Genomic DNA, 22,908 nt, shown 5'->3' with positions numbered 1-22,908 from the left:
GCGGGACGTGAACCGGCACCGAGGATTCAGTGTATGTGAACGCCTGGGGCCGCCAATAATTCCCGGCGGCCCCAGAACGCTCGTCGCTCCGGTCGTCTCAGTTCTTCGAGACCTCGTTGAGCAGCACCATGTTGGTGGCCGACCCGGCGACCTTCTCGGCCAGCACCGACGCCGCCTTGGCTCCGTCGAGCTTGGCCAGCGAGGCACGCAGCTTGCGCACCGCGTCACCCTCGCCACCGGCGAAGAGCAGGTCGTCGCGGCGGGTGCCCGAGGCGTTGACGTCGACGGCAGGGAAGATCCCGGCCTCGGCGTAGTCCTCGCTCAGCCGCAGCTCGGAGTTGGCGGTGTCCTTGAACGCCTCGAAGATGATCTCGTCGGTCTTCGAACCGGTGTCGACCGCGGCCGTGGCGAGGATGGTCAGCGAGCCGCCGTCCTCGACGTTGCGGGCCGCGCCGAAGAACCGCTTGGTCGGGTAGAGCGCCGCGGAGTCGACGCCGCCACCGAGGATCCGGCCCGAGGCGGGGACGGAGAGGTTGTAGGCCTTGCCCAGACGAGTCAGCCCGTCGAGCAGGACGACCACGTCGTGGCCGAGCTCGACCAGACGCTTGGCCCGCTCGATGGCCAGCTCGGCGACCACGGTGTGGTCGGCGGGCTGCCGGTCGAAGGTGGAGGCGATGACCTCACCCTTGACGCTGCGCTCGAAGTCGGTGACCTCCTCGGGGCGCTCGTCGACGAGCACCACCATCAGGTGGCACTCGGGGTTGTTGGCGGTGACGGCGCCGGCGATGGCGTGCAGGACGGTGGTCTTGCCGGCCTTCGACGGGGAGGCGATCAGGCCACGCTGGCCCTTGCCGATCGGCGCGACCAGGTCGATGACCCGGCCGGTGACCGGGTCGGCGCCACCCTCGAGGCGCAGCCGCTGGTCGGGGTGGACCGGGGCGAGCTTGTCGAACTCCACGCGGTGCTTGGCGACCTCGGGGTCGGCACCGTTGACGGAGTCGATGCGCACCATCGGGTTGTACTTCTCCTTGCGCTCGCCCTCGCGGGGCTGGCGCACCTGGCCGACGATCGCGTCACCACGGCGCAGGCCGAGGCGCTTGACCAGCGACAGGGAGAGGTAGACGTCGTCGGGTCCGGGCAGGTAGCCGGAGGTGCGGACGAAGGCGTAGTTGTCGAGTACGTCCAGGATGCCCGCCGCGGGCACGAGCACGTCGTCCTCGAGGATGGTCGTGTCCGGCTCGCCGCGTCCCGGGCGGTTGCGGTCGCGGTCGCGACCACGACGACGGCGGTTGCGGCGGCTGCCGCCCTCACCCTGGTCGTCGTCCGCGTCGTCGGCGGACTCGGACGGCCTGTCCTTCGGGGCGTCCTCGTTCTTCTTCTCGGCGGCGGGCTGGCCGGCCTTGGCCGGGCCCTTGTTCTGGCCACCGGCGGCGGGCTGACCGCCCTGACCGCCCTGGCCGGACTGACCGCCCTGGCCGGACTGACCGCCCTGGCCGGACTGGCCGCCCTGGGCCTGGCCGGCACTCTTGTTCTGGTTGCGCTGGCGGCGCGGGCGCTGGGCACCCTCGTTGCCGGCGTCGGCAGCCTCGGCGGACTTCTCCGCGGGCTTCTCGGCCGTGTCGGCCGGCTTCTCCGCGGGCTTGTCCGCGGTCTTCTCGGCGGCAGGCTTCTCGGCCTTCTCCGCCGGGGCGGGCGCCGACTGGGCGCGGCTGCTCTGAGCAGCCTTGATCGCGTCGATCAGCTGGGCCTTCTTCATCGAGTTGGCCCCGCTGATGCCCATGCCGTTCGCCATCGCCTTGAGGTCGGCGAGGAGCATTCCGCCAAGGCCACCGCGCTTCTTCGGGGCGGCGTTCGGCTCCGGCGCGGTGGATTCCATGGTCTCAGTCACGTGAGTCCTTTCCCACGTATCGCCGATCGGCGTACGACGCCGACGGCTCGTCTTGTCAGAACCCCTGACGCGCCGATGCGTGCCAACCGAAGTGGCACGGCACGAAAGGGGGATAGCACACCCGTAGACCTGAACGGCCCGACGGATGTGGATCCAGGCTAACACGCATAGCGGCCCCCACAGCAGGGGCCCGAAACCCCGGTCAGAGGATGCGTACGCCGTCCATGTCGACGCTCAGCGCATGACAGGCCCAGCCCGCCGGACAGCGGGCCGCGAGCTTGGTCGTCTCGGCCGACTCCACCCCGCTGCTGAACGCCAGGACCGTCGGCCCGGCGCCCGAGACGATGGCCGCGACACCGTCGGCGCGCAGCTCGTCGACCAGGGCGAGCGACTCCGGCATGGCGGGGCGGCGGTACTCCTGGTGGAGGAAGTCGCGGGTGGCGCGATGCAGGTGCTCGGGCGCGTCGCTGAGCGCCGCGACCAGGAGCGCCGTACGCCCGGCGTCGGCCGCCGCGTCGGAGTGCGGGACCGTCTCGGGCAGCAGGCCGCGGGCGGCCTTGGTCTCGACCCCGGTCGCCGGGACGAAGACGACGACGCTGACCCGGGGGTCGACGGCGGTGCGGACCGCGAAGAACCCGTCGTCCTCACCGGCGATGGTGAAACCACCGTGGAAGGCGGGCGCCACGTTGTCGGGGTGCCCCTCGATCTCGGCGGCCTTCTGGAAGAGCGTCTCGTCGTCGAGGATCAGCTCGCCGCCGGCGACGAGGGCTCGAGCGAGCACGAGGCCGCCGATGATCGCGGCCGAGGACGAGCCCAGCCCGCGCGCGTGCGGGATCCGGTTGTGACAGTGGAGCCGCAGACCCGCCGGCTGCTTGCCGATGATGTCGAAGGCGGCCCGCATGGAGCGTACGACCAGGTGGGACTCGTCGAGCGGGACCGTGCCCTCGCCGGCACCCTCGACGGTGACCTCCAAGGTCCGATCCCCGGTGGTCGAGCTTGTCGAGACCACCTCGGCGGTGAGCTCGTCACGCAGGTCGAGCGCGAGGCCGAGGGAGTCATAGCCGGGGCCGAGGTTGGCGGAGGTGGCCGGGACGGTGACGGTCACCGGGCCTTCTACGAACGTCATGAGTGCTACGCGAGCCCTGCTGCGGCCGCGGCGGCCTCGAGGTCGGCGTCGATGACGATCTCGGGGATCTCGCCGAAGAACTCCAGGGCGGTGGCGGTGTCCTTGAGCCCGTGACCGGTGACGGTGATGACCGTGGTGGCCCCGGCGTACGTCTCCCCCAGCTCGAGGTCGGCGAGCAGCCCGGCGACACCGGCCGCCGAGGCGGGCTCGACGAAGACGCCGTCGTTACGGGCCAGCTGGGCCTGGGCGGAGAGGATCTGCTCGTCGGAGAGCGCCCGGAAACGGCCACCGGACTTGGCGGCGGCGGCCTCGGCGAGCTGCCACGAGGCCGGGTTGCCGATGCGGATCGCGGTCGCCTTGGTCTCCGGGTGCTCGACCGGGTGGCCGAGCACGAGCGGCGCCGCACCCTCGGCCTGGAAGGCGCGCATGACCGGGGTCCTGGTGGCGTGGCCGGCCGCTGCGTACTGCTCGTAGCCGAGCCAGTAGGCGGAGAGGTTGCCGGCGTTGCCGATCGGCATGAGGTGGTAGTCGGGGGCGTCGCCGAGACGGTCGACGACCTCGAAGGCCGCCGTCTTCTGGCCCTCGAGGCGGACCGGGTTGACGGAGTTGACCAGCGCGACCGGGTAGCTGTCGGCGAGCGCACGGGAGAGCTTGAGGCAGTCGTCGAAGTTGCCGCGTACCTTGACCACCTCGGCGCCGTGGACCAGCGCCTGGGCCATCTTGGCGGCGCTGATCTTGCCGTTGGGGACGAGCACGACCGGGGTGATCCCGGCCTTGGCGGCGTAGGCGGCCATCGATGCGGAGGTGTTGCCGGTCGAGGCGCAGACCACGGCCTTGGCGCCCTCGTGGACGGCGACGGAGATCGCCGCGGTCATGCCGCGGTCCTTGAACGAGCCGGTCGGGTTCTGGCCCTCGACCTTCAGCCACACCTCACCCTTGGTGGCGCCGGAGAGCCACTCGGAGTGGACCAGCGGGGTGCCACCCTCCCCGAGCGTCACCGCCGGGGTGTCCTGGGGGATGTCGAGGAGGGTGCGATACTCCTCGATCACGCCGCGCCATTGGCTTGTGGTCATCAGACTGCTCCTTCTACGCGCATCACCGAGGCGACGTCGCGGACGTACTCCATCTCGCGCAGGTGCTGCACGGTCGCCGCGAGCGCGGCATCGGGGGCCTCGTGGGAGACGACGACGAGCTGGGCGTCCTCTCCCCTGCCTTCCTGTCGGACGGCCTTGATCGAGACGCCGTGCTCGGAGAAGGCGGTCGCGACGGCGGCGAGCACGCCGGCCTTGTCGGCCACGTCGAGGCTGACGTGGTAACGGGTGACGGTCTCCCCCATCGGGCGCACCGCTCGGGCGGCGTAGGCGGACTCACCGAAGCCACGGGCGCCGAGGGCCTTGTTGCGCGCGATCGTGACCAGGTCGCCCAGGACCGCGCTCGCGGTCGGCTCGCCGCCCGCGCCCTGGCCGTAGAACATCAGGTCACCCGCGGAGGCGGACTCGACGAAGACGGCGTTGTAGGCGCCGCGTACGGTCGCCAGCGCGTGGCTGCGCGGGATCATCACCGGGTGGACCCGGACCGAGACGTCGTCGTCGTCGAGCTCGGCGATCGCGAGCAGCTTGACGACGCTGCCCATGGCCTTGGCCGAGGCGACGTCACCGGCGGTCACCTCGGTGATGCCCTCGCGGTAGACGTCGCTGGCGGTGACCCGGGTGTGAAAGGCGAGGCTCGCCAGGATGGCGGCCTTGGCGGCGGCGTCGAATCCCTCGACGTCGGCGGTCGGGTCGGCCTCGGCGTAGCCCAGGTCCTGGGCCTCGGCGAGCGCCTCCTCGAAGCCGGCACCGTAGGTGTCCATCTTGTCGAGGATGTAGTTGGTGGTGCCGTTGACGATGCCCATCACCTTGGTGACGTGGTCGCCGACGAGCGAGTCGCGCAGCGGGCGGAGGATCGGGATGGCGCCGGCGACGGCAGCCTCGTAGTAGAGGTCGGTGCCGGCCTTCTCGGCGGCCTCGTAGAGCGTCGGGCCGTCCTCGGCGAGGAGCGCCTTGTTGGCGGTCACGACGCTGGCGCCGCTCTCCAGCGCCTTGAGGATGAGGCCGCGAGCCGGCTCGATGCCGCCGATCACCTCGACCACGAGATCGACGTCGTCGCGGGCGACCAGGCCGTGGGCGTCCGTCGTCAGCAGCTCGGCGGGGACCTCGACGTCGCGCGGAGCGTCGAGGCGGCGTACCGCCACGCCCCTGAGCTCCAGCGGCGCACCCACTCTGGCGGCGAGATCCGCATCGCCCTCGAGCAGGAGCCGGACCACCTGGGACCCCACCACACCGCAGCCGAGGACGGCGACGCCCAGGGGTTCGACGGCGTGCGCGGTCGTCTTGTTGCTGCTCACGCGCCCAAGGGTATCCGGGACAGGCTCCAGGGTCCGACTTCCGCTCTAGGTGCGGACACTCGCACGCTGATCCGGTCAGGTCAGGAGCACGACCTTGCCGCTGGTCTCGCGAGCCTCGAGCGCACGATGGGCCTCGGCGGCCTCGGCGAGCGGGAAGCTGGAGCCGACGTACGGCCTGCGGGTGCCGTCCGCGGCGGCCTCGAGCGCGGCCTGCTCGAACTCCTTGATCCGGCCCTGGACCCACGGACCGAGGATGTCGATGATCTTCGCGCCGCCCTCGTAGCCGTCCTGGTCGCCGGAGAACCGGACCATCCGGCCGTCGTTCTCGAGGTGGGCGTAGACCTGCCGAGGTACGTCACCCCCGACCCCGTCGAGAAGAACCGTGATGCGCGGCTCCTCTGCTCGAAGGCGCTCGAGCCAGCCGTCCGCGCGGTAGTCGATCGCCGTCTGCGCCCCGAACCCGCGGGCGATCTCGAGCTTGGCCTCCGACCCCGCGAGCCCGACCGCGCGTGCGCCTACGTTGCGGACGCCCTGGAGCAGGATCGCGCCCATGCCGCCCGCCGCCGAGGTGACCACGACGACGTCGTCGGGAGTGATCTGGGCGGCCTCGAGCACCGCGGCCGAGGTGCGTCCGGTGCCGATCGCGGCGACCGCCGTGGCCGAGTCGAGGCCGTCGGGACGGCGGTAGAGCTGCTTCTCGTCGGCGACCGCGAGCTCGGCGTAGCCGCCGCTGCTTCCCGGGCCGAGGTGGGCGACGACCTTCGCGCCCCGCCAGGCCTCGTCGACGCCCTCACCGATCTCGTCGACCACCCCGGATACCTCACGGCCGGGCGTCATCGGGAGCTCCGGGCGCGGCATCGTCGGCGGAAGATCGGCCGCTCTGATCGATGTGTCGAGGCGGTGGACGCCGGCGGCCTCCACCCTGATGCGTACCTGGCCCGGACCTGGGGTCGGGTCGGGCACCTCCTCGAGGCGCAGGACCTCCGGACCACCGAACTCGTGCTGTCTGATCGCTCGCATGCCTCGAGTCAACCTGCTCAAGTTGACTTGAGGTCAAGCGATTTCCGGAGCCTCAGGAGAGCTCCGGGATCGGCCGGAGCACGGCGGCGACGTCACGCGCCAGGCGTACGCGACGGAGCAGCTCCTCCACGTCGGGCTCCACATCGGTGGTGACGGTGATCGCGTCCTCGCGCGCCACCACCCACAGGCGCTCGTCGACGACGTGGCTCGCGAACCGGGACAGCGACCGGGCGTGCTCCTCGTCGGCCGCGATGACCGCGCCGTCGGGGGTGGTCACGTTGGTCTTGGCGCGGAACTCGGGCGGGAAGAAGACCGGCGTGGGTACCCGGCCGGTGCCGGTGTTGCCGGAGCCCGGCGAGAGACCGATCATCGCGGCCGTCTTGGGCAGATGGGCGGGGACCCGGACCACCACCCAGCGGGCCGGGCGCCAGGGGCCCTTTCCCGGGGACGCCTTGCCGTGCCAGTACTCGACCAGGATGCCGTCGCAGGTGCCGTCGACGACGAGGTCGCAGCGCTCGGCACGTACGTCCGGGCCCAGCACCTCCCACCGCACCGGCCGCTGCGCGGCGGCCTTGCCGGTCACCACCGGCCAGCCGAACGTCTGGGCCGCACGGGTCACGCTCTCGCGCCGTTCCTTGGTGAGCCGGGCGAAGGACGCTCGCGGCGCCTGGGAGGGCGCCGCGAGCGGTCCTTCTGAGTAGACCCCCCTCGGCATGCGGACCATCGTAGGCTCACGAACCCCCGGATTTCGGGAAGGCGAAACCGAATTTCCTGCTCTGCGCGGTTTGATGGGTGGGTGCTGTTCCCCAACGCCGACCTCGAACGCATCCGCACCGGCGACGTCGACCTCGCCTTCCGCCGCTGGAAACGGCCCATGCACGTCGCCGGCGGCCGCCAGCGCACCCGGATGGGCGTGGTCGAATTCGTGTCCGTCTCACCGGTGTCCCCGGACTCGCTGACCGAGGACGACGCCCGCCGGGCGGGCACGACGCTCTCGGACCTGCTGGCGTTCCTGTCCCGCAAGGACGGCGAGGTCTACCGGATCGAGATGCGCTTCGCCGGCGAGGACGAGCGTGTCGCCCTGCGTGCGAAGCGCCCGGGCAAGAAGGAGACCGACGCGCTCGTCGCGAGGCTGGCCGACATGGACCGCCGCAGCCGCCGCGGCCCGTGGACCAGGGAGCACCTCGAGCTCATCGAGGCCCGGCCCGGCGAGCTGGCCGAGACCATCGCCGCCTCGATCGGCCGCGAGAAGAAGCCGTTCAAGGCCGACATCCGGCGGCTCAAGGAGCTCGGTCTCACCGAGTCCCTGCCCGTCGGCTACCGGCTCTCGCCGCGCGGGCGGGCGGTGCTTCGGGCGCTGCGGGCCTGAGGGGTTCGCGCGCCCGCTCAGCCCATATCGGTAGCGAACAGGTCGGCCTCGGTCTCGCGCCGGACGATGACCCGGGACTCCCCGTCGCGGACCGCGACGACCGGCGGCCGCAGCGCGTGGTTGTAGTTGGAGGCCATCGAGCGTCCGTACGCACCGGTGCCCGGGACGGCGATCAGATCACCGGGAGCGATGTCGGCGGGCAGGAACTCGTGCTTGACCACGATGTCGCCGGCCTCGCAGTGCTTGCCGACCACGCGCCCGAGCACGGGTCCGGCGGACGAGGCCCGCCCGGCCAGGGTGGCGGAGTAGTCGGCGTCGTAGAGAGCGGTGCGGATGTTGTCGCTCATCCCGCCGTCGACGCTCACGTAGGTGCGGGTGACGCCGCCGTCGAGGGCGACCTCCTTGACCGTGCCGACCGTGTAGACGGTGCACATCGACGGCCCGACGATCGCCCGACCGGGCTCGATCGAGAGGTGCGGCACCGCGAGACCGAAGCCGCGGCACTCGTGCTCGACGATCGCGGTGAGCTCCTCGGCCAGGGCCTTGGGCGTCGAGGGGTCGTCCTGGGTGGTGTAGGCGATGCCGAAGCCACCACCGAGGTCCATCTCGGGCAGCTCGGTGCCGAGCTCGTCGCGGATCCGCGCCTGCAGTGCCAGCACGCGCCGCGCGGCCACCTCGAACCCGGAGGAGTCGAAGATCTGGGAGCCGATGTGGGAGTGGAGCCCGCGCAGCTCGACGTTCGGGGCGGCCAGCAGGCGGCGTACGGCCTCGAAGGCGTCGCCCGACGAGATCGAGAAACCGAACTTCTGGTCCTCGTGGGCGGTGGCGATGTACTCGTGGGTGTGGGCCTCGACCCCGGCGGTCACCCGCACCATCACGCGCGCGGTGATGCCGGTCTCGGCCGCGATCGCCGCGACCCGCTCGACCTCGTGGAAGGAGTCGACGATGATCCGCCCGACACCGGCGACGATCGCCCGGCGCAGCTCCATCGGCGTCTTGTTGTTGCCGTGGTAGCCGATCTTCGCCGGGTCGACCTCGGCGCGCAGCGCCACCGAGAGCTCACCGTCGGAGCAGACGTCGAGGCAGAGCCCCTCCTGCGCCACCCAGCGCGCGACCTCGGTGCACAGGAACGCCTTGCCGGCGTAGTAGACGTCGTAGCCGGTGAAGGCGTCACGGAACGCGCGGGCGCGCTCGCGGAAGTCGACCTCGTCCAGGACGTACGCAGGTGTGTTGATGTTCGCGACCAGGTCGGGCACCGCGACACCCCCGACGGTGAGGACACCGTCGGTCTTCTCGGCCGTCGCCGACCATAGCGCGGGCACGAGGGCGTTGACGTCGTCCGGCGTCTTCAGCCAGACCGGGGAGGTGCCGGTGAACGAGCCCGGCGAAGCGTGCGCCGTCATCACATCCGCTCCGGGGCCGAGACGCCGAGCAGGCCGAGGCCGTTGGCGAAGACGGTGCGGGCAGCCGAGACGAGCGCCAGCCGGGCCAGGTTGACGGGAGCCACCGGCTCGTCGCCCTTGGGCAGCATCCGGCAGTCGTCATCGTCGTACCAGCGGTGGAAGATCCCGGCGGTGTCCTCCAGGTAGCGGGCGACCCGGTGCGGCTCGCGCAGCTCGGCGGCGGTCGCGACCACGCGCGGCAGCTCGGCCAGCGCGCGCAGCAGCTCGCCCTCGCGCGCGTGGGTGAGCAGCGAGGGATCGAAGGTGTCGAGGTCGATCGCCATGCCGAGGTCGGCGGCGTTGGCCATCATCCGGCAGGTGCGCGCGTGGACGTACTGCACGTAGTAGACCGGGTTGGCGCTGTCGGCCTTGGCCCACAGGTCCAGGTCGATGTCGATGTTGGAGTCGCTGGAGTAGCGCGCCAGCGCGTAACGGGCGGCGTCCACACCGATCGCCTCGACGATGTCGTCGATGGTGACCACGGTGCCGGCACGCTTCGACATCCGCATCGGCTGGCCGTCCTTGAGGAGGTTGACCATCTGGCCGATCAGGATCTCGAGGTTCTCGTGGGGCGTGTCGCCGAAGGCGGCGCACATCGCCATCATCCGGCCGACGTAGCCGTGGTGGTCGGCGCCCAGCATGATGAAGCAGCGGTCGAAGCCACGCTCGCGCTTGTCGAGGTAGTAGGCGAGGTCGCCGGAGAAGTAGGCCCCGTTGCCGTCGGCCTTGATGACGACGCGGTCCTTGTCGTCACCGAACTTCTCGGTCGCCAGCCAGATCGCGCCGTCCTTCTCGTAGACGTTGCCGAGCTCGCGGAGCTTCTCGATGGCGCGCTCGACGGCACCGGACTTGTGGAGGTTGTCCTCGTGGAAGTAGACGTCGAAGTCGACGTTGAAGTCGTGCAGGCTCTTCTTGATCTCCGCGAACATCAGCTCCACGCCGATCGCACGGAAGACCTCCTGCGGGTCGTCGGCCTCGAGCGCGTTCGGCTCCTTGGCCAGGACCTGCTTGGCGATCTCCTCGATGTAGGCCCCGCCGTAGCCGTCCTCGGGGACCGGCTTGCCCTGCGCCCAGGCCAGGAGGCTCCGGGCGAACCTGTCGATCTGGCCGCCGTGGTCGTTGAAGTAGTACTCCCGGGTCACCTCGGCGCCGGACGCCTCCAGCACCCGGCCCAGCGCGTCGCCCACCGCGGCCCAGCGCACGCCACCGAGGTGCAGCGGGCCGGTCGGGTTGGCGGAGACGAACTCCAGGTTGATGTTGTGACCCTTGAAGGAGTCGTTGTTGCCGTAGGCCTTGCCGGCCGCGACGATCTCGCCCGCCAGCTTGCCCTGGGCACCGGCCTCGACGGAGATGTTGAGGAAGCCCGGACCGGCGATCTCGACGTCGGCGACGCCGTCGCTCTCCTTGAGCTTCGCGGCGATCTGCTCGCCGAGCTGGCGGGGGTTGGTGCCCGCCTTCTTGGCCAGCTGCAGCGCCACGTTGGTGGCGTAGTCGCCGTGACCCTTCTGCCTGGGTCGCTCCACCGTGACAGTGCTCGGAACGCCGTCGGGAAGGGTGATCGCACCCTCATCGACGAGCGCGGTGAGGACATCGACGACCGCGGTGGAAAGCTGCTCAGGAGTCACGGGGTCCAGCGTATAAGCGCCAGTCGGTTTCACCGTTATCCGTCCCAGCCTGTAGGGTTCCATCTGCACCGCTCAGGTGGTGCATTGCCTCCGTAGCTCAGGGGATAGAGCGCCGGTTTCCGGTACCGTAGGCCGCAGGTTCGATTCCTGCCGGGGGCACAGTTGGAACCGCTGGGTGACCAGCGGTTTCTTTCATTTCAGCCGATAACCGGAAGCGACCGAGGCCGTCGGCATGCCAGTCTGTGGCCAGCATGGACAAGACAGACGTACGCCGCTCGAAGCGGCTCTCACAGGTGCTCAGGCACCAACCCGGTTCCGTGGGCATCGAGCTGGACCCGCACGGCTGGATCGATCTGCCCACCCTTCTCGATGCCCTCGCCGCCCACGGCTCCCCGATGACTCGCGATGACGTCGACCGAGTCGTACGCGGCAACGACAAGCAGCGCTTCGAGATCGACGCAGTGCTCGACCGGATCCGGGCACGACAGGGCCACACCGTCGAGGTGGACCTGGGTCTCGCCCCCGCCGAACCGCCGGCGGTGCTCTTCCACGGCACACCACGCACCAACGTCGAGTCGATCCTCGCCTCCGGTCTCGACCGCCGCCAGCGGCACCACGTCCACCTCTCCCCCGACCGCGAGACCGCGGAGCGCGTCGGCGCCCGCCGCGGCGACTTCGTCGTCTTCCGGGTCGATGCGGCCAGGATGCGCGCCGAGGGGCTCATCTTCTGGCGCACCGACAACGACGTCTGGCTGACGGACGCGGTGCCCGCGGGCTATCTCGCACTGGACCTCTGACGCATCTGCGACTTAGAGACCCTCGGCAACGGTGTGGGCGACGAGCGCGTTGGCGTGGCCGTGCCCGAGGCCGTACTCGGTCTTCAGGTGGGCCACGATCTGCATGTGCTTGGTGATCCCGCAGGTGCGGATGATCTGCTGCCACTCCGCGATCGGGCGGCCGTACTTCTTCTCGATGGACGGGAAGTAGGAGGCGGGGCCCTTCACCTGGTCGGTCATCTCTGGTCTCCTTGGTAAACCGTGGCGACGATCGCCACACGCCTACGCGTCGAACTCAGCACGACCGCTTCGACACGGACCAACCAAAAAATTCGGGAGACCTCGTGACCAGCTATCCCCCAGCCCCTTGGCACATGCACGGATCGATGTGGCTCTCGGTCTACCGGCTCGCTCACGACGTCGACGAGCGGCACCCGAAGGGCATCTACGCCGTCGCGCTGGTCGACTACACCGAGCCGAGCCCGCTGACCTATCACGAGCTCCTCTCCGCCCGGGTGATCACCGCCTCCAACGGGAAGAAGGCGGTGAGCGTGGTCGACATCTGGGTGGACTCCCCCGACTCCGTGGCCGGCGGCCGTACGTTGTGGGCGATCCCGAAGGGCCTGGCCAAGTTCAGCGGAGGGTCGTCCGAGAAGGGGCCGCTGGCGTCCCACACCTGGGAGGCGAGCAACGACGATGGCCCGATCGCGACGGCCAGGTTCAACGACGTCACCCAGCTCGCCCCGCGCATCCCGATGCAGGGCAACGTCGAGCAGCCCGGCATCGAGGAGCACCCGGACACCGCCTGGCTGACGATGAAGGGCGGCGCCAAGCTGCTTCCCGCCCGGGGCACCTGGACCTTCGACCCCGACGGCCCCCTCGCCTACCTCCGCGACGCCACCAAGCTCGGCTCCTTCCGCGGCAAGGGCTTCGAGGTCGACTTCAGCTGAGCAAAGTGTCGGTGGCTGCGCGTAGCGTCGAGGAGCATGAACGCACTCCACATCGACTACCTCGAGCTCGCGGTCACCGACCTCCCGGGCTCGCGCGCCTTCTACGAGTCCGCCTTCGGCTGGACCTTCAACGACTACGGCGGCATGTACGCCGGGATCGTGGGGCCTGACGGCAAGGACGAGAACGGCGGGATGTACGCGTCCGAGACACCCCGGTCGCGCCGCTCCCGCTGATCCGCACCACCGATCTGGAGGCCGCGGTGGCGGCGGTCGAGAAGGCCGGCGGGACGATTGCCGAGCCGGCCTACGACTACCCCGGCGGACGCCGGTTCATCTTCACCGATCCGTCCGGAAACCGGCTCGGCGTGTACCAACCCGCGGAGTAGCCGCTAAACCTAAGGCTCGACCGAATTACGGGGACCGCCCTAGACTCCCACCGCATGACCGACGCTACGCCGGCTCTGCTCGCGTATCTGTCCCGGTGGCTCGATGAGTCCCAGGGCGATCGTGAGGCGGAAGCCGTTCTCTGGGGGAGAGTCGCGAAGGTGAGCGAAGAGGCAGGCGAAGCCATCGCCGCACTCGTCGGAGCCACCGGCCAGAATCCCCGATTGCGCCCTCTCTGGGGCAACACCCACAGCTACGACGACGTCGTCGAAGAGCTCCTCGATGTGGCGATCACCGCGATCGAGCACATGACCGGCAACGACGCGAGGCTCGGCCTCTTCCACGAGAAGGTCGGCGCCGTCGCCGAGCGCGCCGGCGTCACCACCTAGCGCCTAGCTCTTCTTCTTGTCGGCCTGCCGCTTCGCGGCCTTCCGCTGGGCGCGGAGCCTGCGCTCCTCGGCGTACATCGCCTCGGCCTCCTCGAGCGTGGGGGCCGAGCCGCCGTATGCCTTCGGCAGCCACCACGAGCCCGGGGGCTGCTCCTCGGCGGGGTGCGCCTTGATCAGCCGGTCGAGCATGGCCTCCATCTGCGCCTTGAGCGCAGCGGTCTCGGCGGCCGGGTCCTCCCCGGTCACCGGCAGCGGCGGGCCGATCTCGATGCCGATCGTCTTGTGACGCGACAGGTCGACCTTCTGGCCCTTGGTCATGATCCGCTGGGTGCCCCACAGCACGACGGGGATCAGCGGGACGCCGGCGTCGGCGGCGATGCGTACGGTGCCGGTCTTGAGGTCCTTGATCAGGAACGAGCGCGAGATCGTGGCCTCGGGGAAGATCCCGACGACCTCGCCGTTCTGGAGGTACTCGACGGCCTTCTTCATCCCGGCCGCGCCGTAGCTGCGGTCGATCGGGATGTGGTGGAACGAGCGCATCACCGGGCCGCCGACGGGGTGGTCGAAGACCTCCTTCTTGGCGATGAACCGGGTCAGCCGACCGCGCTCGGCGCCGGGAAACCCGGCCATGATGTAGTCGACGAACGAGAGGTGGTTGATCGCCAGCAGGGCGCCACCCTTCTCGGGGATGTGCTCCGCGCCGGTCATGTTGATCTTGATGTCGCCGAGCTTGAACCAGGTGCGAGCCGCGGCGATCGTGACCGGATAGCTGATGTCCATGGGGCGAATCGTGTCACGTCGGCGTCAACGCCGCCCGACTAGCCTCGCCGGTATGAGCAGCCTTTACGTGACGACCACCGACGGGCTCCGGCTGGCCGTCACCGACTTCGGGTCTTCCGGTGACACCCGCCCGACCCTCGTCTGCGTCCACGGCTACCCCGACAACTCCAGCGTCTGGCTGCCGTTGGTCAGGATCCTGGGCGGCGACCTGCGGATCGTGACCTACGACGTACGCGGCCACGGCAGCTCACAGGCACCGGCCACGCGCGAGGGCTACCTGATCGAGCAGCTCAACGCGGACCTGGAGTCCGTCATCGACGCGGTCAGCCCGTCGGCGCCGGTGCACCTGCTCGCCCACGACTGGGGCTCGACGCAGACCTGGGAGGCGGTCGCCGGCAACGTACCGTCCGAGCGGATCGCGTCGTTCACCTCGATCTCGGGGCCGAGCCTGGACCAGGCGGGAGCCTGGCTGCGTACGCCCGGGAGGACCGCCCGCGGTGTTCTCGAGCGCCTCAAGCAAGGTGTCGAGTCGACCTACATCGGCTTCTTCCAGGCGCCGCTGCTCCCCGAGCTCGCCTGGCGCTCGGGAGTCCTCGACCGGATCGTCGGCGGCTCGGCCGTCGACCGCACCCGGGCCGACCGGATCAACGGCCTCGAGCTCTACCGCGCCAACGCGATCGCCCGGATGGGCCGACCGCAGCCGCGCCCGGTCAACGTCCCGGTCCAGGTCATCGCCCCGATCGGCGACGCCTACGTCAGCCGTGCGCTCGCCGCCGAGGCCCCGGAGCCGTACGTCGCGGACCTGACGGTCCACGAGGTCGAGGGCTCGCACTGGGTGGTCGCCGACCACCCCGAGCGGGTCGCGCCGCTGGTGCGCGACTTCGTCGCCGCGCACGGGTGATCAGCCGCGGCAGCCGCGGTTGAGCCGGCCGTCGTGGCGCGCGTCGTCGCCCATCGCCCGTGCCGCCCCGACGTTGGGGAAGACGACGCTCGCGGCACCGGCGTAGCCGATCCCGCCGGGGACGACGCAGGTGCGGATCTTGCCGGGGTTGACGGCGGCGACCGCGTGGCCGAGCTGGTAGAGGTCGCGGCCGGAGAGGCCGGTCGTGTGCATCTTCCGCATCACCAGCGAGACGCCCTTGGCCATGAAGCCGACGTCGTGCTGGCGGGCGACGATCTTGCGGTGGATGCCGCGGATGACCCGGGACTGGTTGGCCGAGCGGTCGAAGTCACCGCCGGGCAGCGTCTTGCGGGCCCGGGCGAAGTCGACCGAGTGCGGGCCGTTGATGTGGATCCGGCCCTTCTTGAAGCCGTAGGGGGCGACGTACGGGTCGCTGAAGGCACGTGGGTTGTCGACGTCGACGCCGCCGATCCCGATCACCATGTCGCTCATGCCCGAGAAGGAGGTGACGAAGACGTACTGCGGCTGCACGCCGACCAGGTCGCCGACGGCACGGCCCATCAGCTTGGGGCCGCCGTAGAGCAGCGCGGAGTTGATCTTGTCGCGGCCGTGGCCGGGGATGTTGACGTAGGAGTCGCGCGGGATGCTGATGTCGGTCGCGTAGCCCGAGGACGGGTTGAAGCCGATCAGGTGCAGGGCGTCGCCGCGGGTGCGGGTGACCTTCTGGCCGGGGCGCGCGTCCGAGCCGACGGCCAGGACCCAGATCGTGCCGCCCTTGCGGGTGAACTTGGCGACGTCGAGGCCCTTGGCCCACTTGGTCGCGATCAGCTCGGCGCGCGGCTCGGCGACCTCGGCGTCAGGCACCAGGACGGCGGTCAGCGCGAGCACCACACCGAGCGCGAGCGTGGTCAGGAGGCGGCGGCGTACGAACGTCCTCAGGTGGCTCACGACTTGTCTCCCGACGGGCTCGGCGAGGCGGAGGGCGCCGTGGCGGGCTTCTCCTCGCGGGTGATGTTGAAGCCGAAGACGGCCCAGGAGGTCTCGGTCGGCACCATGTCGAGGCTGCCGCGGACGGTCTGGCGCGACTCCAGGTCGCCGGTGGTGTCGTAGACCAGCCGGACCCGCGCGACCGCGCCGACCGGGTAGTTGTTGTTGGCCAGCAGGTCGACGTGGACGTCGCTGGAGACCACCTCGACCCCGTCGATGTCGGGGGCGATCGTGGCGTTGCTCATCAGGCTCATCTGCTTGCCCGCCTGGGCGATCGTGCCTTTGGAGAAGCCAGGGAAGGACTTCGCGGTGAAGGTCGAGGTCGCCCGCGGGTAGTCACCCCCGACGTACGCAGCCTGCAGCCAGCGGTCGACGACCTTGGCCACGTTGGTGGCGACCGCCTGGTGCCGGCTCCTGGGGAACTTGCCCTGCACGTGGACGAGCTTCGCGGCCGACTTCACGGTCGGCGCGGGCACCGGCGACGGGGACGGCGAGGCGGCCGGCTTGTCGGGCTCACCACCGCATCCGGCGAGCGCCAGGGTGCCGCTCAGGACCGCAGCCGTGAGGGCCGCTGCGACGCGCGGAAAGCGCTTCGTACTGCTGCTCGTCATGTGGGGAATCCACCTCGTCGACCTGCTCCGGGACCGGGCCACCATACGCACAACGACCCGGGTTGCAACTTCCCCCGGCTGATAACGCAAGATGTGGCACGGATTACATCCTGTCCACAGGTAGGGCCTGCGTCGGGCATTTGCGTGTTCGTGGGGATAGCCTTGCCCGTGGGCAACCCATTTCTTACAGTGCGAAAATTCGGAAGAGGCGAATCAAGCCGTGTCCTCAGGCACCCCGTCCCCCAACACTGCCGACATCCCCGCGGAATTCGGCGCCAACGAGTGGCTGGTCGAGGAGATGTACGACCAGTACACGAAGGACCCCAGCAGTGTTGACCCCGTGTGGGTGAAGTTCTTCGAGACCAACGGACAGCCTGGCGCGTCGCCGAACGGCGCCGCGGCCCCGGCCACGCCCGCCGCTCCGGCAGCCAAGGCTCCGGTCTCCCCCGCGCCGGCCAACGCGCCCGCGCCGACCACCCCCGCATCGGCCGAGGCTCCGGCCGCCAAGGCGGCCCCGGCCCCGAAGGCCAAGCCGCGCCCCGACGCCCAGGCCGCCGAGCCGGCCAAGGGCACCGCGACGCCCACCCCCAAGGACGCCCCGAAGCCGACCGCCGTCGCCGTCACCGACGAGCCGACCTACACCACGCTGCGCGGCATCCCCGCGGCCACCGCCAAGAACATGGACGTGTCGCTCTCGGTGCCGACCGCGACCTCCGTGCGCAACATGCCGGTCAAGCTGCTGTGGGACAACCGCACCGTCATCAACAACCACCTCAAGCGCGCCCGCGGCGGCAAGGTCTCCTTCACCCACCTCATCGGCTACGCCATCATCAAGGCGATCAAGGCGATGCCGGCGATGAACAACACCTACGCCGAGATCGACGGCAAGCCGACCATGGTGACCCCGCCGCACATCAACCTCGGCCTGGCCATCGACCAGCAGAAGAAGGACGGCACCCGCCAGCTCGTCGCGCCCTCCATCAAGGGCTGCGAGCTGATGGACTTCGCCGGCTTCTGGACGGCCTACGAGGACATCGTCCGCAAGGCCAAGGACAACAAGCTGTCCATGGCCGACTACTCCGGCACCACGGTCAGCCTGACCAACGTCGGCGGCATCGGCACCAACAACTCGGTGCCGCGGCTGATGCAGGGCCAGGCCGCGATCATCGGCGTCGGCTCGATGGACTACCCGCCCGAGTTCCAGGGCGCCTCCCCCTCGAAGCTCGCCCAGAACGCGGTCTCGCGGATCATGACGATGACCTCGACGTACGACCACCGGGTCATCCAGGGCGCGCAGTCGGGTGAGTTCCTGGCCACCGTGCACAAGCTCCTGCTCGGCGAGAACGACTTCTACGACGAGATCTTCGCGTCGCTGCGGATCCCCTACGAGCCGATCCGCTGGAACCAGGACATCGACACCACCCACGACGACCAGATCTCCAAGCAGGTCAAGGTCGGCGAGATCATCCACGCCCACCGCGTGCGTGGTCACATGATGGCCGACACCGACCCGCTGGAGTACAAGCAGCGTTCGCACCCCGACCTGCAGATCGAGTCGCACGGGCTGACCCTGTGGGACCTCGACCGCGAGTTCCCGGTCGGCTCCTTCGCCGGCGGCCGCAAGCCGTTCATGAAGCTGCGCGAGATCCTCGGTGTCCTGCGTGACTCCTACGTCCGCACGACCGGCATCGAGTACATGCACATCCAGGACCCCGAGCAGCGCCGGTGGATCCAGGACCGCGTCGAGCGGCCCTACGACAAGACCCCGCGCCAGGAGCAGCTCCGGATCCTGTCGAAGCTCAACGAGGCCGAGGCCTTCGAGACCTTCCTGCAGACCAAGTTCGTCGGTCAGAAGCGCTTCTCCCTCGAGGGCGGCGAGACCGCGATCCCGGTCATCGACGAGGTCTGCGAGGCCGCTGCCGAGGCCGGTCTGGACGAGGTCACGATCGGTATGGCCCACCGCGGCCGCCTCAACGTGCTCGCCAACATCGTCGGCAAGTCCTACAACCAGATCTTCCGCGAGTTCGAGGGCAACATCGACCCGCGCACGGTCCAGGGCTCCGGCGACGTGAAGTACCACCTCGGTGCCGAGGGCGAGTTCCTCTCCGACCTGGGCGACACGATCAAGGTCTCCGTGGCCGCGAACCCGTCCCACCTGGAGACCGTCGACCCGGTCCTGGAGGGCATCGCCCGCGCCAAGCAGGACGTGCTCGACCAGGGCGCCGTCTTCCCGGTCCTGCCGCTGCTGGTCCACGGTGACGCCGCCTTCGCCGGCCAGGGTGTGGTCGCGGAGACGCTCAACCTGTCCCAGCTGCGTGGTTACCGCACCGGTGGCACCGTCCACCTGGTCATCAACAACCAGGTCGGGTTCACCACCTCGCCGGGCTCCTCGCGCTCCTCGCTCTACGCGACCGACGTCGCGCGGATGGTCCAGGCGCCGATCTTCCACGTGAACGGCGACGACCCGGAGGCCTGCGTACGCGTCGCGCGGCTCGCCTTCGAATACCGCCAGGCGTTCAACAAGGACGTCGTCATCGACCTCATCTGCTACCGCCGCCGCGGTCACAACGAGGGCGACGACCCGTCGTTCACCCAGCCGATGATGTACGACCTGATCGAGCAGAAGCGCTCGGTCCGCAAGCTCTACACCGAGTCGCTGATCGGTCGTGGTGACATCACGATCGAGGAGGCCGAGCAGGTGCTGGCCGCCTACCAGGCCCGCCTGGAGCAGGTCTTCACCGAGGTCCGCGAGGCCGACAAGATGCCGCAGGCCTGGGAGACCGTCCCGGACTACCCGGAGAAGCCTGCCGGCGAGACCGTCACCGCGATCACCACCGACGTGCTGAAGCGCATCGCCGACGCGTACGTCACCCCGCCGGAGGGCTTCACGGTCCACCCGAAGGTGATGCCGCAGCTGCAGCGTCGCGCCACCGCGATCACCGAGGGCAACATCGACTGGGGCACCGGCGAGATCCTCGCGTTCGGCTCGCTCCTGCTCGACGGCCGTCCGGTGCGTCTGGCCGGTCAGGACTCGCGTCGCGGCACCTTCGCCTCGCGCTTCGCGACCATCATCGACCGCAAGAACGCCGATGAGTGGACCCCGCTGAACAACCTGACCGAGGAGCAGGCGAAGTTCTACGTCTACGACTCGCTCCTCTCCGAGTACGCCGCCCTCGGCTTCGAGTACGGCTACTCGGTGGCGCGTCCCGACGCGCTGGTCATGTGGGAGGCGCAGTTCGGTGACTTCGTCAACGGCGCCCAGTCGGTGATCGACGAGTACATCTCGGCCGGCAAGACCAAGTGGGGCCAGGACTCCGGCGTCGTGCTGCTGCTGCCGCACGGCTACGAGGGTCAGGGTGCCGACCACTCCTCGGCGCGCATCGAGCGGTTCCTCACGCTGTGCGCCGACGAGGCCATGGTCGTGGCTCAGCCCTCGACCCCGGCGTCCTACTTCCACCTGCTGCGTACGCACACGCTCGGTGCCGAGCACCGTCCGCTGATCGTCTTCACCCCGAAGTCGATGTTGCGCCGCAAGGAGGCCGCCTCGCAGCCGGCCGACTTCACCTCGGGCTCGTTCCAGCCGGTCATCGGCGACTCCGAGGCGGACGCCTCGAAGGTCACCAGCGTTCTGCTGGTCTCCGGCCGTCTGACCTGGGACCTCGCCGTCGAGCGCAAGAAGCGGGGCCGCGAGGACGTCGCGATCGTCCGCGTCGAGCAGCTCTACCCGTGGCCGACCGAGCAGCTCGCCACCGAGCTCGCGAAGTACCCCAACGCGAAGGTCAAGTGGGTCCAGGACGAGCCCTTCAACCAGGGTCCGTGGCCGAGCTACTACCTCAACGTGGTCCCCGAGCTGGGTCGCGAGGTCGAGCCGGTCACCCGCCCGGCCTCCTCCACCACCGCCGTCGGCACGATCAAGCGGCACACGGTCGAGCAGAAGGAGCTCATCGAGCGCGCCTTCGCCTGATCCCCGGATCAACCACGATGCCGAGTCGGCGCGTTCTGACGCGCCGACTCGGCATTGCTTTTCGGGTCAGGCGGGGACCGATACGGGCGCCCTGCTCCCCTCCTCGCTCAGCCCGACCTTCGTGTGCAGGCGCCGCAGCGGGCGCGGCGCCCACCAGGCGGCCTCGCCGAGCATCCGCATGGCGGCCGGCAGGAGCACACCGCGGATCAGGACCGCGTCGATGAGGATCGCCAGCCCGACGCCGAGGCCGAAGAACTTCATGAAGCTGATCTCGCTGACCATGAACGCGAAGAAGCTGGTCGCGATCAGGGCGGCGGCCGTGGTGACGATCCGACCGGTGTGGGCCAGGCCCTGCACGACGGCGTCGACGTTGCCCAGGCCTCGCCGGCGCATCTCGGTGATCCGGCCGAGCACGAACACCTCGTAGTCCATCGACAGCCCGAACGCGATGACCAGCAGCAGCACGACCATCGAGACGTTGAGCGGCATCGCGGTGAAGCCGAGGAGGTCGGCGCCCAGGCCCTCCTGGAAGATCAACACGGTCGTCCCGACGGTCGCTCCCAGGCCGATGACGTTGAGCACCAGCGCCCGCAGCGGCTGGACCAGGCTGCCGGTGAACAGGAACAGGATCACCACCATCGCGATCGCGAGGCCGCCGACGGCGTAGGGCAGCTTGGCCCCGATCGCGTCCAGCGAGTCCAGCAGCTCCGCGGCGCCGCCGCCGACGAGCGCGGTGGTGCCGTCTGGGGCCGGGACGGCGCGAACGTCACGGACGAGATCGCGTGCCTCCTCGGACTGGCGGTCGAGCTGGTTGACGACGGCGAGCTCGTCCGCGCCGTCGCCGGGCGGGAGGGCGGGTGCTTCTGAGACGAGGGCACCGTCGGCGTACGTCCCGACGCGGGTGTCGACGCGGTCGACGTCATCGACCCGGGAGAGGTCGGCGGCGTACGTCGCCAGGCTCTCGTCGTCGACGGTCGAGGTGGTCACCACGCGGATGGGGCTGGTGCCGTCACCGCCGAACTCGTCACGGAGCAGGTCGCCGGCCTGGCGGCTCCCGGCGGACGTCTGCAGGACGCGGTCGTCGGGCGTGCCGAACTCGATGCCGGCCAGCGGCGTGGCCATCGCAAGCAGGACCGCCACGACGGGGAGCGCGACCCAGGGCCGCCTGGTGACGAAGCCGGCCAGCCGGGTCCAGAACGGAGCCGCGCCGCCGCGGAGGCCACGCACACCCGGGACGCGGAGAGCGTCGATCCGGTCGCCGAGGAGAGTGATCGTGGCCGGAAGCAGCACGACCGCGACGACGGCGGTGATGACCATGACCCCGATCCCGGCGTACGCCGAGGAGCGCAGGAAGTAGAGCGGGAAGACGAGCAGCGAGGCCAGTGAGACGGCGACCGTGGTGGCGCTGAAGACGATGGTCCGGCCGGCGGTCTCCACCGCACGGACGACCGCGTCGGGGTGGCTGGCCCCGGCGGCCCGCTCCTCGCGGACCCTCGCCACCATCAGCAGGCCGTAGTCCACCGCCAGGCCCAGGCCGAGTCCGGTCGTCAGGTTGAGCGCGTAGATCGAGACGTCGGTGAAGTTACCGAGCACCGAGAGCTCCGCGAAGGTGCCGGCGATGGCGAACCCGCCGACCCCGATCGTCACGAACGCGGCGACGACGTTGCCGAAGGCGAGGACCAGCAGCGCGATCATCAGCGGGATCGCGATCGCCTCGGCGAGACCGAGGTCGGCGCCGATCTGGGTGCCGACCTCCTCGAAGATCGCGAGCTGGCCGCCGACGTGGACGGTCGTGGCTCCGTCGGCCGCGGTGTCGTCGGTGTAGCGATCGATCACCGCGGCGGCGTCGATGCCGTCGGGGTCCTTGGCGCCGACCGAGATCAACCCGTGGGTGCCGTCGTCCGAGACCATGCCCGGTCCGGGCGCATCGAGGTAGGAGACGACGTCGGTCAGGTCGTCGTCGGCCCGGAGGCGGTCGACGAGCGCCTGGGCGTCCTTCGCAGCCGCGCCGTCGGTCACCTTGCCGGCGTCGGCACTGACGGTGAGGAGGAAGCCGGCCTCGTTGCCGAAGCCCTCCTCCAGCGCGGTGGCCGCGCGGCTGCTCTCCGAGGCGGGGTCGTCGAAGCCGGCGTCGTCGAGCTTGCCGAAGGCCGAGGTGGCCAGATAGATCGCGCCGAGGAGGGCGATCAGGCCGATCACCAGGACCCGGCGCGGGTTTCGCACCACAAGGGTGCCGAGTCGGTGGAACATGATTCCTCCAGAGGAATGTGGGCAGGCGTAAACTTTGCAGGTGTTAACTTTCCCTTCGAT

21 protein-coding genes and 1 tRNA gene are annotated in these 22,908 nt (G+C 70.0%); 9 read left to right on the top strand and 13 right to left on the bottom strand.

Annotated elements, in window-relative coordinates; translation table 11 throughout:
• Positions 1–97: 97 nt before the first annotated feature.
• The 6 genes from rho to HD557_RS05475 form a co-directional block, all read right to left on the bottom strand.
• Complete coding sequence (gene rho, locus HD557_RS05500; protein ID WP_196873173.1) at positions 98–1,888, bottom strand: transcription termination factor Rho; 1,791 nt, start codon at positions 1,886–1,888, stop codon at positions 98–100.
• A gap of 202 nt (positions 1,889–2,090) precedes the next feature.
• A complete protein-coding gene (thrB, locus tag HD557_RS05495; protein ID WP_196873172.1) occupies positions 2,091–3,014 on the bottom strand; it encodes a homoserine kinase in 924 nt (307 codons plus the stop codon).
• Positions 3,015–3,019: 5 nt separating this feature from the next.
• Positions 3,020–4,087, bottom strand: coding sequence for a threonine synthase (gene thrC / locus HD557_RS05490; protein WP_008362124.1), 1,068 nt, complete (start codon positions 4,085–4,087; stop codon positions 3,020–3,022).
• The gene (locus HD557_RS05485; RefSeq protein WP_008362122.1) at positions 4,087–5,400 is read right to left on the bottom strand and encodes a homoserine dehydrogenase; all 1,314 of its coding nucleotides are present in this window, start codon (positions 5,398–5,400) and stop codon (positions 4,087–4,089) included. The genes thrC and HD557_RS05485 overlap by 1 nt, the downstream gene beginning before the upstream one ends.
• A gap of 75 nt (positions 5,401–5,475) precedes the next feature.
• The gene (locus tag HD557_RS05480) at positions 5,476–6,420 is read right to left on the bottom strand and encodes a zinc-binding dehydrogenase (protein ID WP_196873171.1); all 945 of its coding nucleotides are present in this window, start codon (positions 6,418–6,420) and stop codon (positions 5,476–5,478) included.
• Between the two features lie 52 nt (positions 6,421–6,472).
• Entirely contained in the window at positions 6,473–7,135 is a 663-nt protein-coding gene (locus HD557_RS05475) for a hypothetical protein (RefSeq protein WP_040756517.1), read from the bottom strand.
• A gap of 81 nt (positions 7,136–7,216) precedes the next feature.
• On the opposite strand from HD557_RS05475, the gene HD557_RS05470 reads away from it, so the two are divergent.
• The gene (locus tag HD557_RS05470; protein WP_196873170.1) at positions 7,217–7,789 is read left to right on the top strand and encodes a hypothetical protein; all 573 of its coding nucleotides are present in this window, start codon (positions 7,217–7,219) and stop codon (positions 7,787–7,789) included.
• A 17-nt stretch (positions 7,790–7,806) separates the two neighbouring features.
• Here HD557_RS05470 and lysA read toward each other — a convergent pair whose 3' ends face one another.
• Both lysA and argS read right to left on the bottom strand, forming a co-directional pair.
• On the bottom strand, positions 7,807–9,192 hold the full coding sequence (gene lysA, locus HD557_RS05465; protein ID WP_196873169.1) for a diaminopimelate decarboxylase: 1,386 nt from the start codon (positions 9,190–9,192) through the stop codon (positions 7,807–7,809).
• Entirely contained in the window at positions 9,192–10,856 is a 1,665-nt protein-coding gene (gene argS / locus HD557_RS05460) for an arginine--tRNA ligase (RefSeq protein WP_008362114.1), read from the bottom strand. The genes lysA and argS overlap by 1 nt, the downstream gene beginning before the upstream one ends.
• An 86-nt stretch (positions 10,857–10,942) precedes the next feature.
• Between argS and HD557_RS05455 the strand changes: the two genes are divergently transcribed.
• Both HD557_RS05455 and HD557_RS05450 read left to right on the top strand, forming a co-directional pair.
• A tRNA-Arg gene (locus HD557_RS05455) sits at positions 10,943–11,015 on the top strand.
• Positions 11,016–11,107: 92 nt separating this feature from the next.
• Positions 11,108–11,653 carry an RNA 2'-phosphotransferase gene (locus HD557_RS05450; protein WP_196873168.1) on the top strand — a complete coding sequence of 182 codons (546 nt, stop codon included), beginning with the start codon at positions 11,108–11,110 and terminating at the stop codon, positions 11,651–11,653.
• A 12-nt stretch (positions 11,654–11,665) separates the two neighbouring features.
• Here the strand turns inward: HD557_RS05450 and HD557_RS05445 are convergent, their stop codons facing one another.
• Entirely contained in the window at positions 11,666–11,872 is a 207-nt protein-coding gene (locus tag HD557_RS05445; RefSeq protein ID WP_196873167.1) for a DUF4287 domain-containing protein, read from the bottom strand.
• A 134-nt stretch (positions 11,873–12,006) separates the two neighbouring features.
• On the opposite strand from HD557_RS05445, the gene HD557_RS05440 reads away from it, so the two are divergent.
• From HD557_RS05440 to HD557_RS05425, 4 genes are read left to right on the top strand one after another with little or no spacing between them, the layout of a single operon-like run.
• The gene (locus tag HD557_RS05440; protein ID WP_196873166.1) at positions 12,007–12,582 is read left to right on the top strand and encodes an acetoacetate decarboxylase family protein; all 576 of its coding nucleotides are present in this window, start codon (positions 12,007–12,009) and stop codon (positions 12,580–12,582) included.
• Between the two features lie 36 nt (positions 12,583–12,618).
• Entirely contained in the window at positions 12,619–12,816 is a 198-nt protein-coding gene (locus tag HD557_RS05435) for a VOC family protein (protein ID WP_196873165.1), read from the top strand.
• Positions 12,817–12,842: 26 nt separating this feature from the next.
• Complete coding sequence (locus HD557_RS05430; protein ID WP_196873164.1) at positions 12,843–12,968, top strand: VOC family protein; 126 nt, start codon at positions 12,843–12,845, stop codon at positions 12,966–12,968.
• Positions 12,969–13,022: 54 nt separating this feature from the next.
• Positions 13,023–13,355, top strand: coding sequence for a MazG-like family protein (locus tag HD557_RS05425; RefSeq protein ID WP_196873163.1), 333 nt, complete (start codon positions 13,023–13,025; stop codon positions 13,353–13,355).
• Positions 13,356–13,358: 3 nt separating this feature from the next.
• Here the strand turns inward: HD557_RS05425 and HD557_RS05420 are convergent, their stop codons facing one another.
• On the bottom strand, positions 13,359–14,135 hold the full coding sequence (locus HD557_RS05420) for a lysophospholipid acyltransferase family protein (protein ID WP_196873162.1): 777 nt from the start codon (positions 14,133–14,135) through the stop codon (positions 13,359–13,361).
• Positions 14,136–14,187: 52 nt separating this feature from the next.
• Between HD557_RS05420 and HD557_RS05415 the strand changes: the two genes are divergently transcribed.
• The gene (locus HD557_RS05415; RefSeq protein ID WP_196873161.1) at positions 14,188–15,036 is read left to right on the top strand and encodes an alpha/beta fold hydrolase; all 849 of its coding nucleotides are present in this window, start codon (positions 14,188–14,190) and stop codon (positions 15,034–15,036) included.
• Here HD557_RS05415 and HD557_RS05410 read toward each other — a convergent pair whose 3' ends face one another.
• Positions 15,037–15,984, bottom strand: coding sequence for an LCP family protein (locus HD557_RS05410; RefSeq protein ID WP_196873160.1), 948 nt, complete (start codon positions 15,982–15,984; stop codon positions 15,037–15,039). It abuts the gene before it with no gap.
• Positions 15,981–16,634 carry a hypothetical protein gene (locus tag HD557_RS05405; protein WP_008362102.1) on the bottom strand — a complete coding sequence of 218 codons (654 nt, stop codon included), beginning with the start codon at positions 16,632–16,634 and terminating at the stop codon, positions 15,981–15,983. Before HD557_RS05405 ends, HD557_RS05410 begins: the two co-directional genes overlap by 4 nt.
• A 220-nt stretch (positions 16,635–16,854) precedes the next feature.
• Here HD557_RS05405 and HD557_RS05400 point away from each other — a divergent pair, with 220 nt between their 5' ends.
• Entirely contained in the window at positions 16,855–20,598 is a 3,744-nt protein-coding gene (locus HD557_RS05400) for a multifunctional oxoglutarate decarboxylase/oxoglutarate dehydrogenase thiamine pyrophosphate-binding subunit/dihydrolipoyllysine-residue succinyltransferase subunit (protein WP_196873159.1), read from the top strand.
• A gap of 66 nt (positions 20,599–20,664) precedes the next feature.
• Here the strand turns inward: HD557_RS05400 and HD557_RS05395 are convergent, their stop codons facing one another.
• Positions 20,665–22,848: an MMPL family transporter gene (locus tag HD557_RS05395; protein WP_196873158.1), complete on the bottom strand. Its 2,184-nt coding sequence runs from the start codon at positions 22,846–22,848 to the stop codon at positions 20,665–20,667.
• Between the last annotated feature and the right edge of the window lie 60 nt (positions 22,849–22,908).

Origin of the sequence: Nocardioides luteus (genome assembly GCF_015752315.1) — a bacterium.
Lineage (GTDB): Bacteria > Actinomycetota > Actinomycetes > Propionibacteriales > Nocardioidaceae > Nocardioides.
Note: the sequence above shows the minus strand (reverse complement) of the source record. Positions and strands in the feature narration are given on the sequence as shown.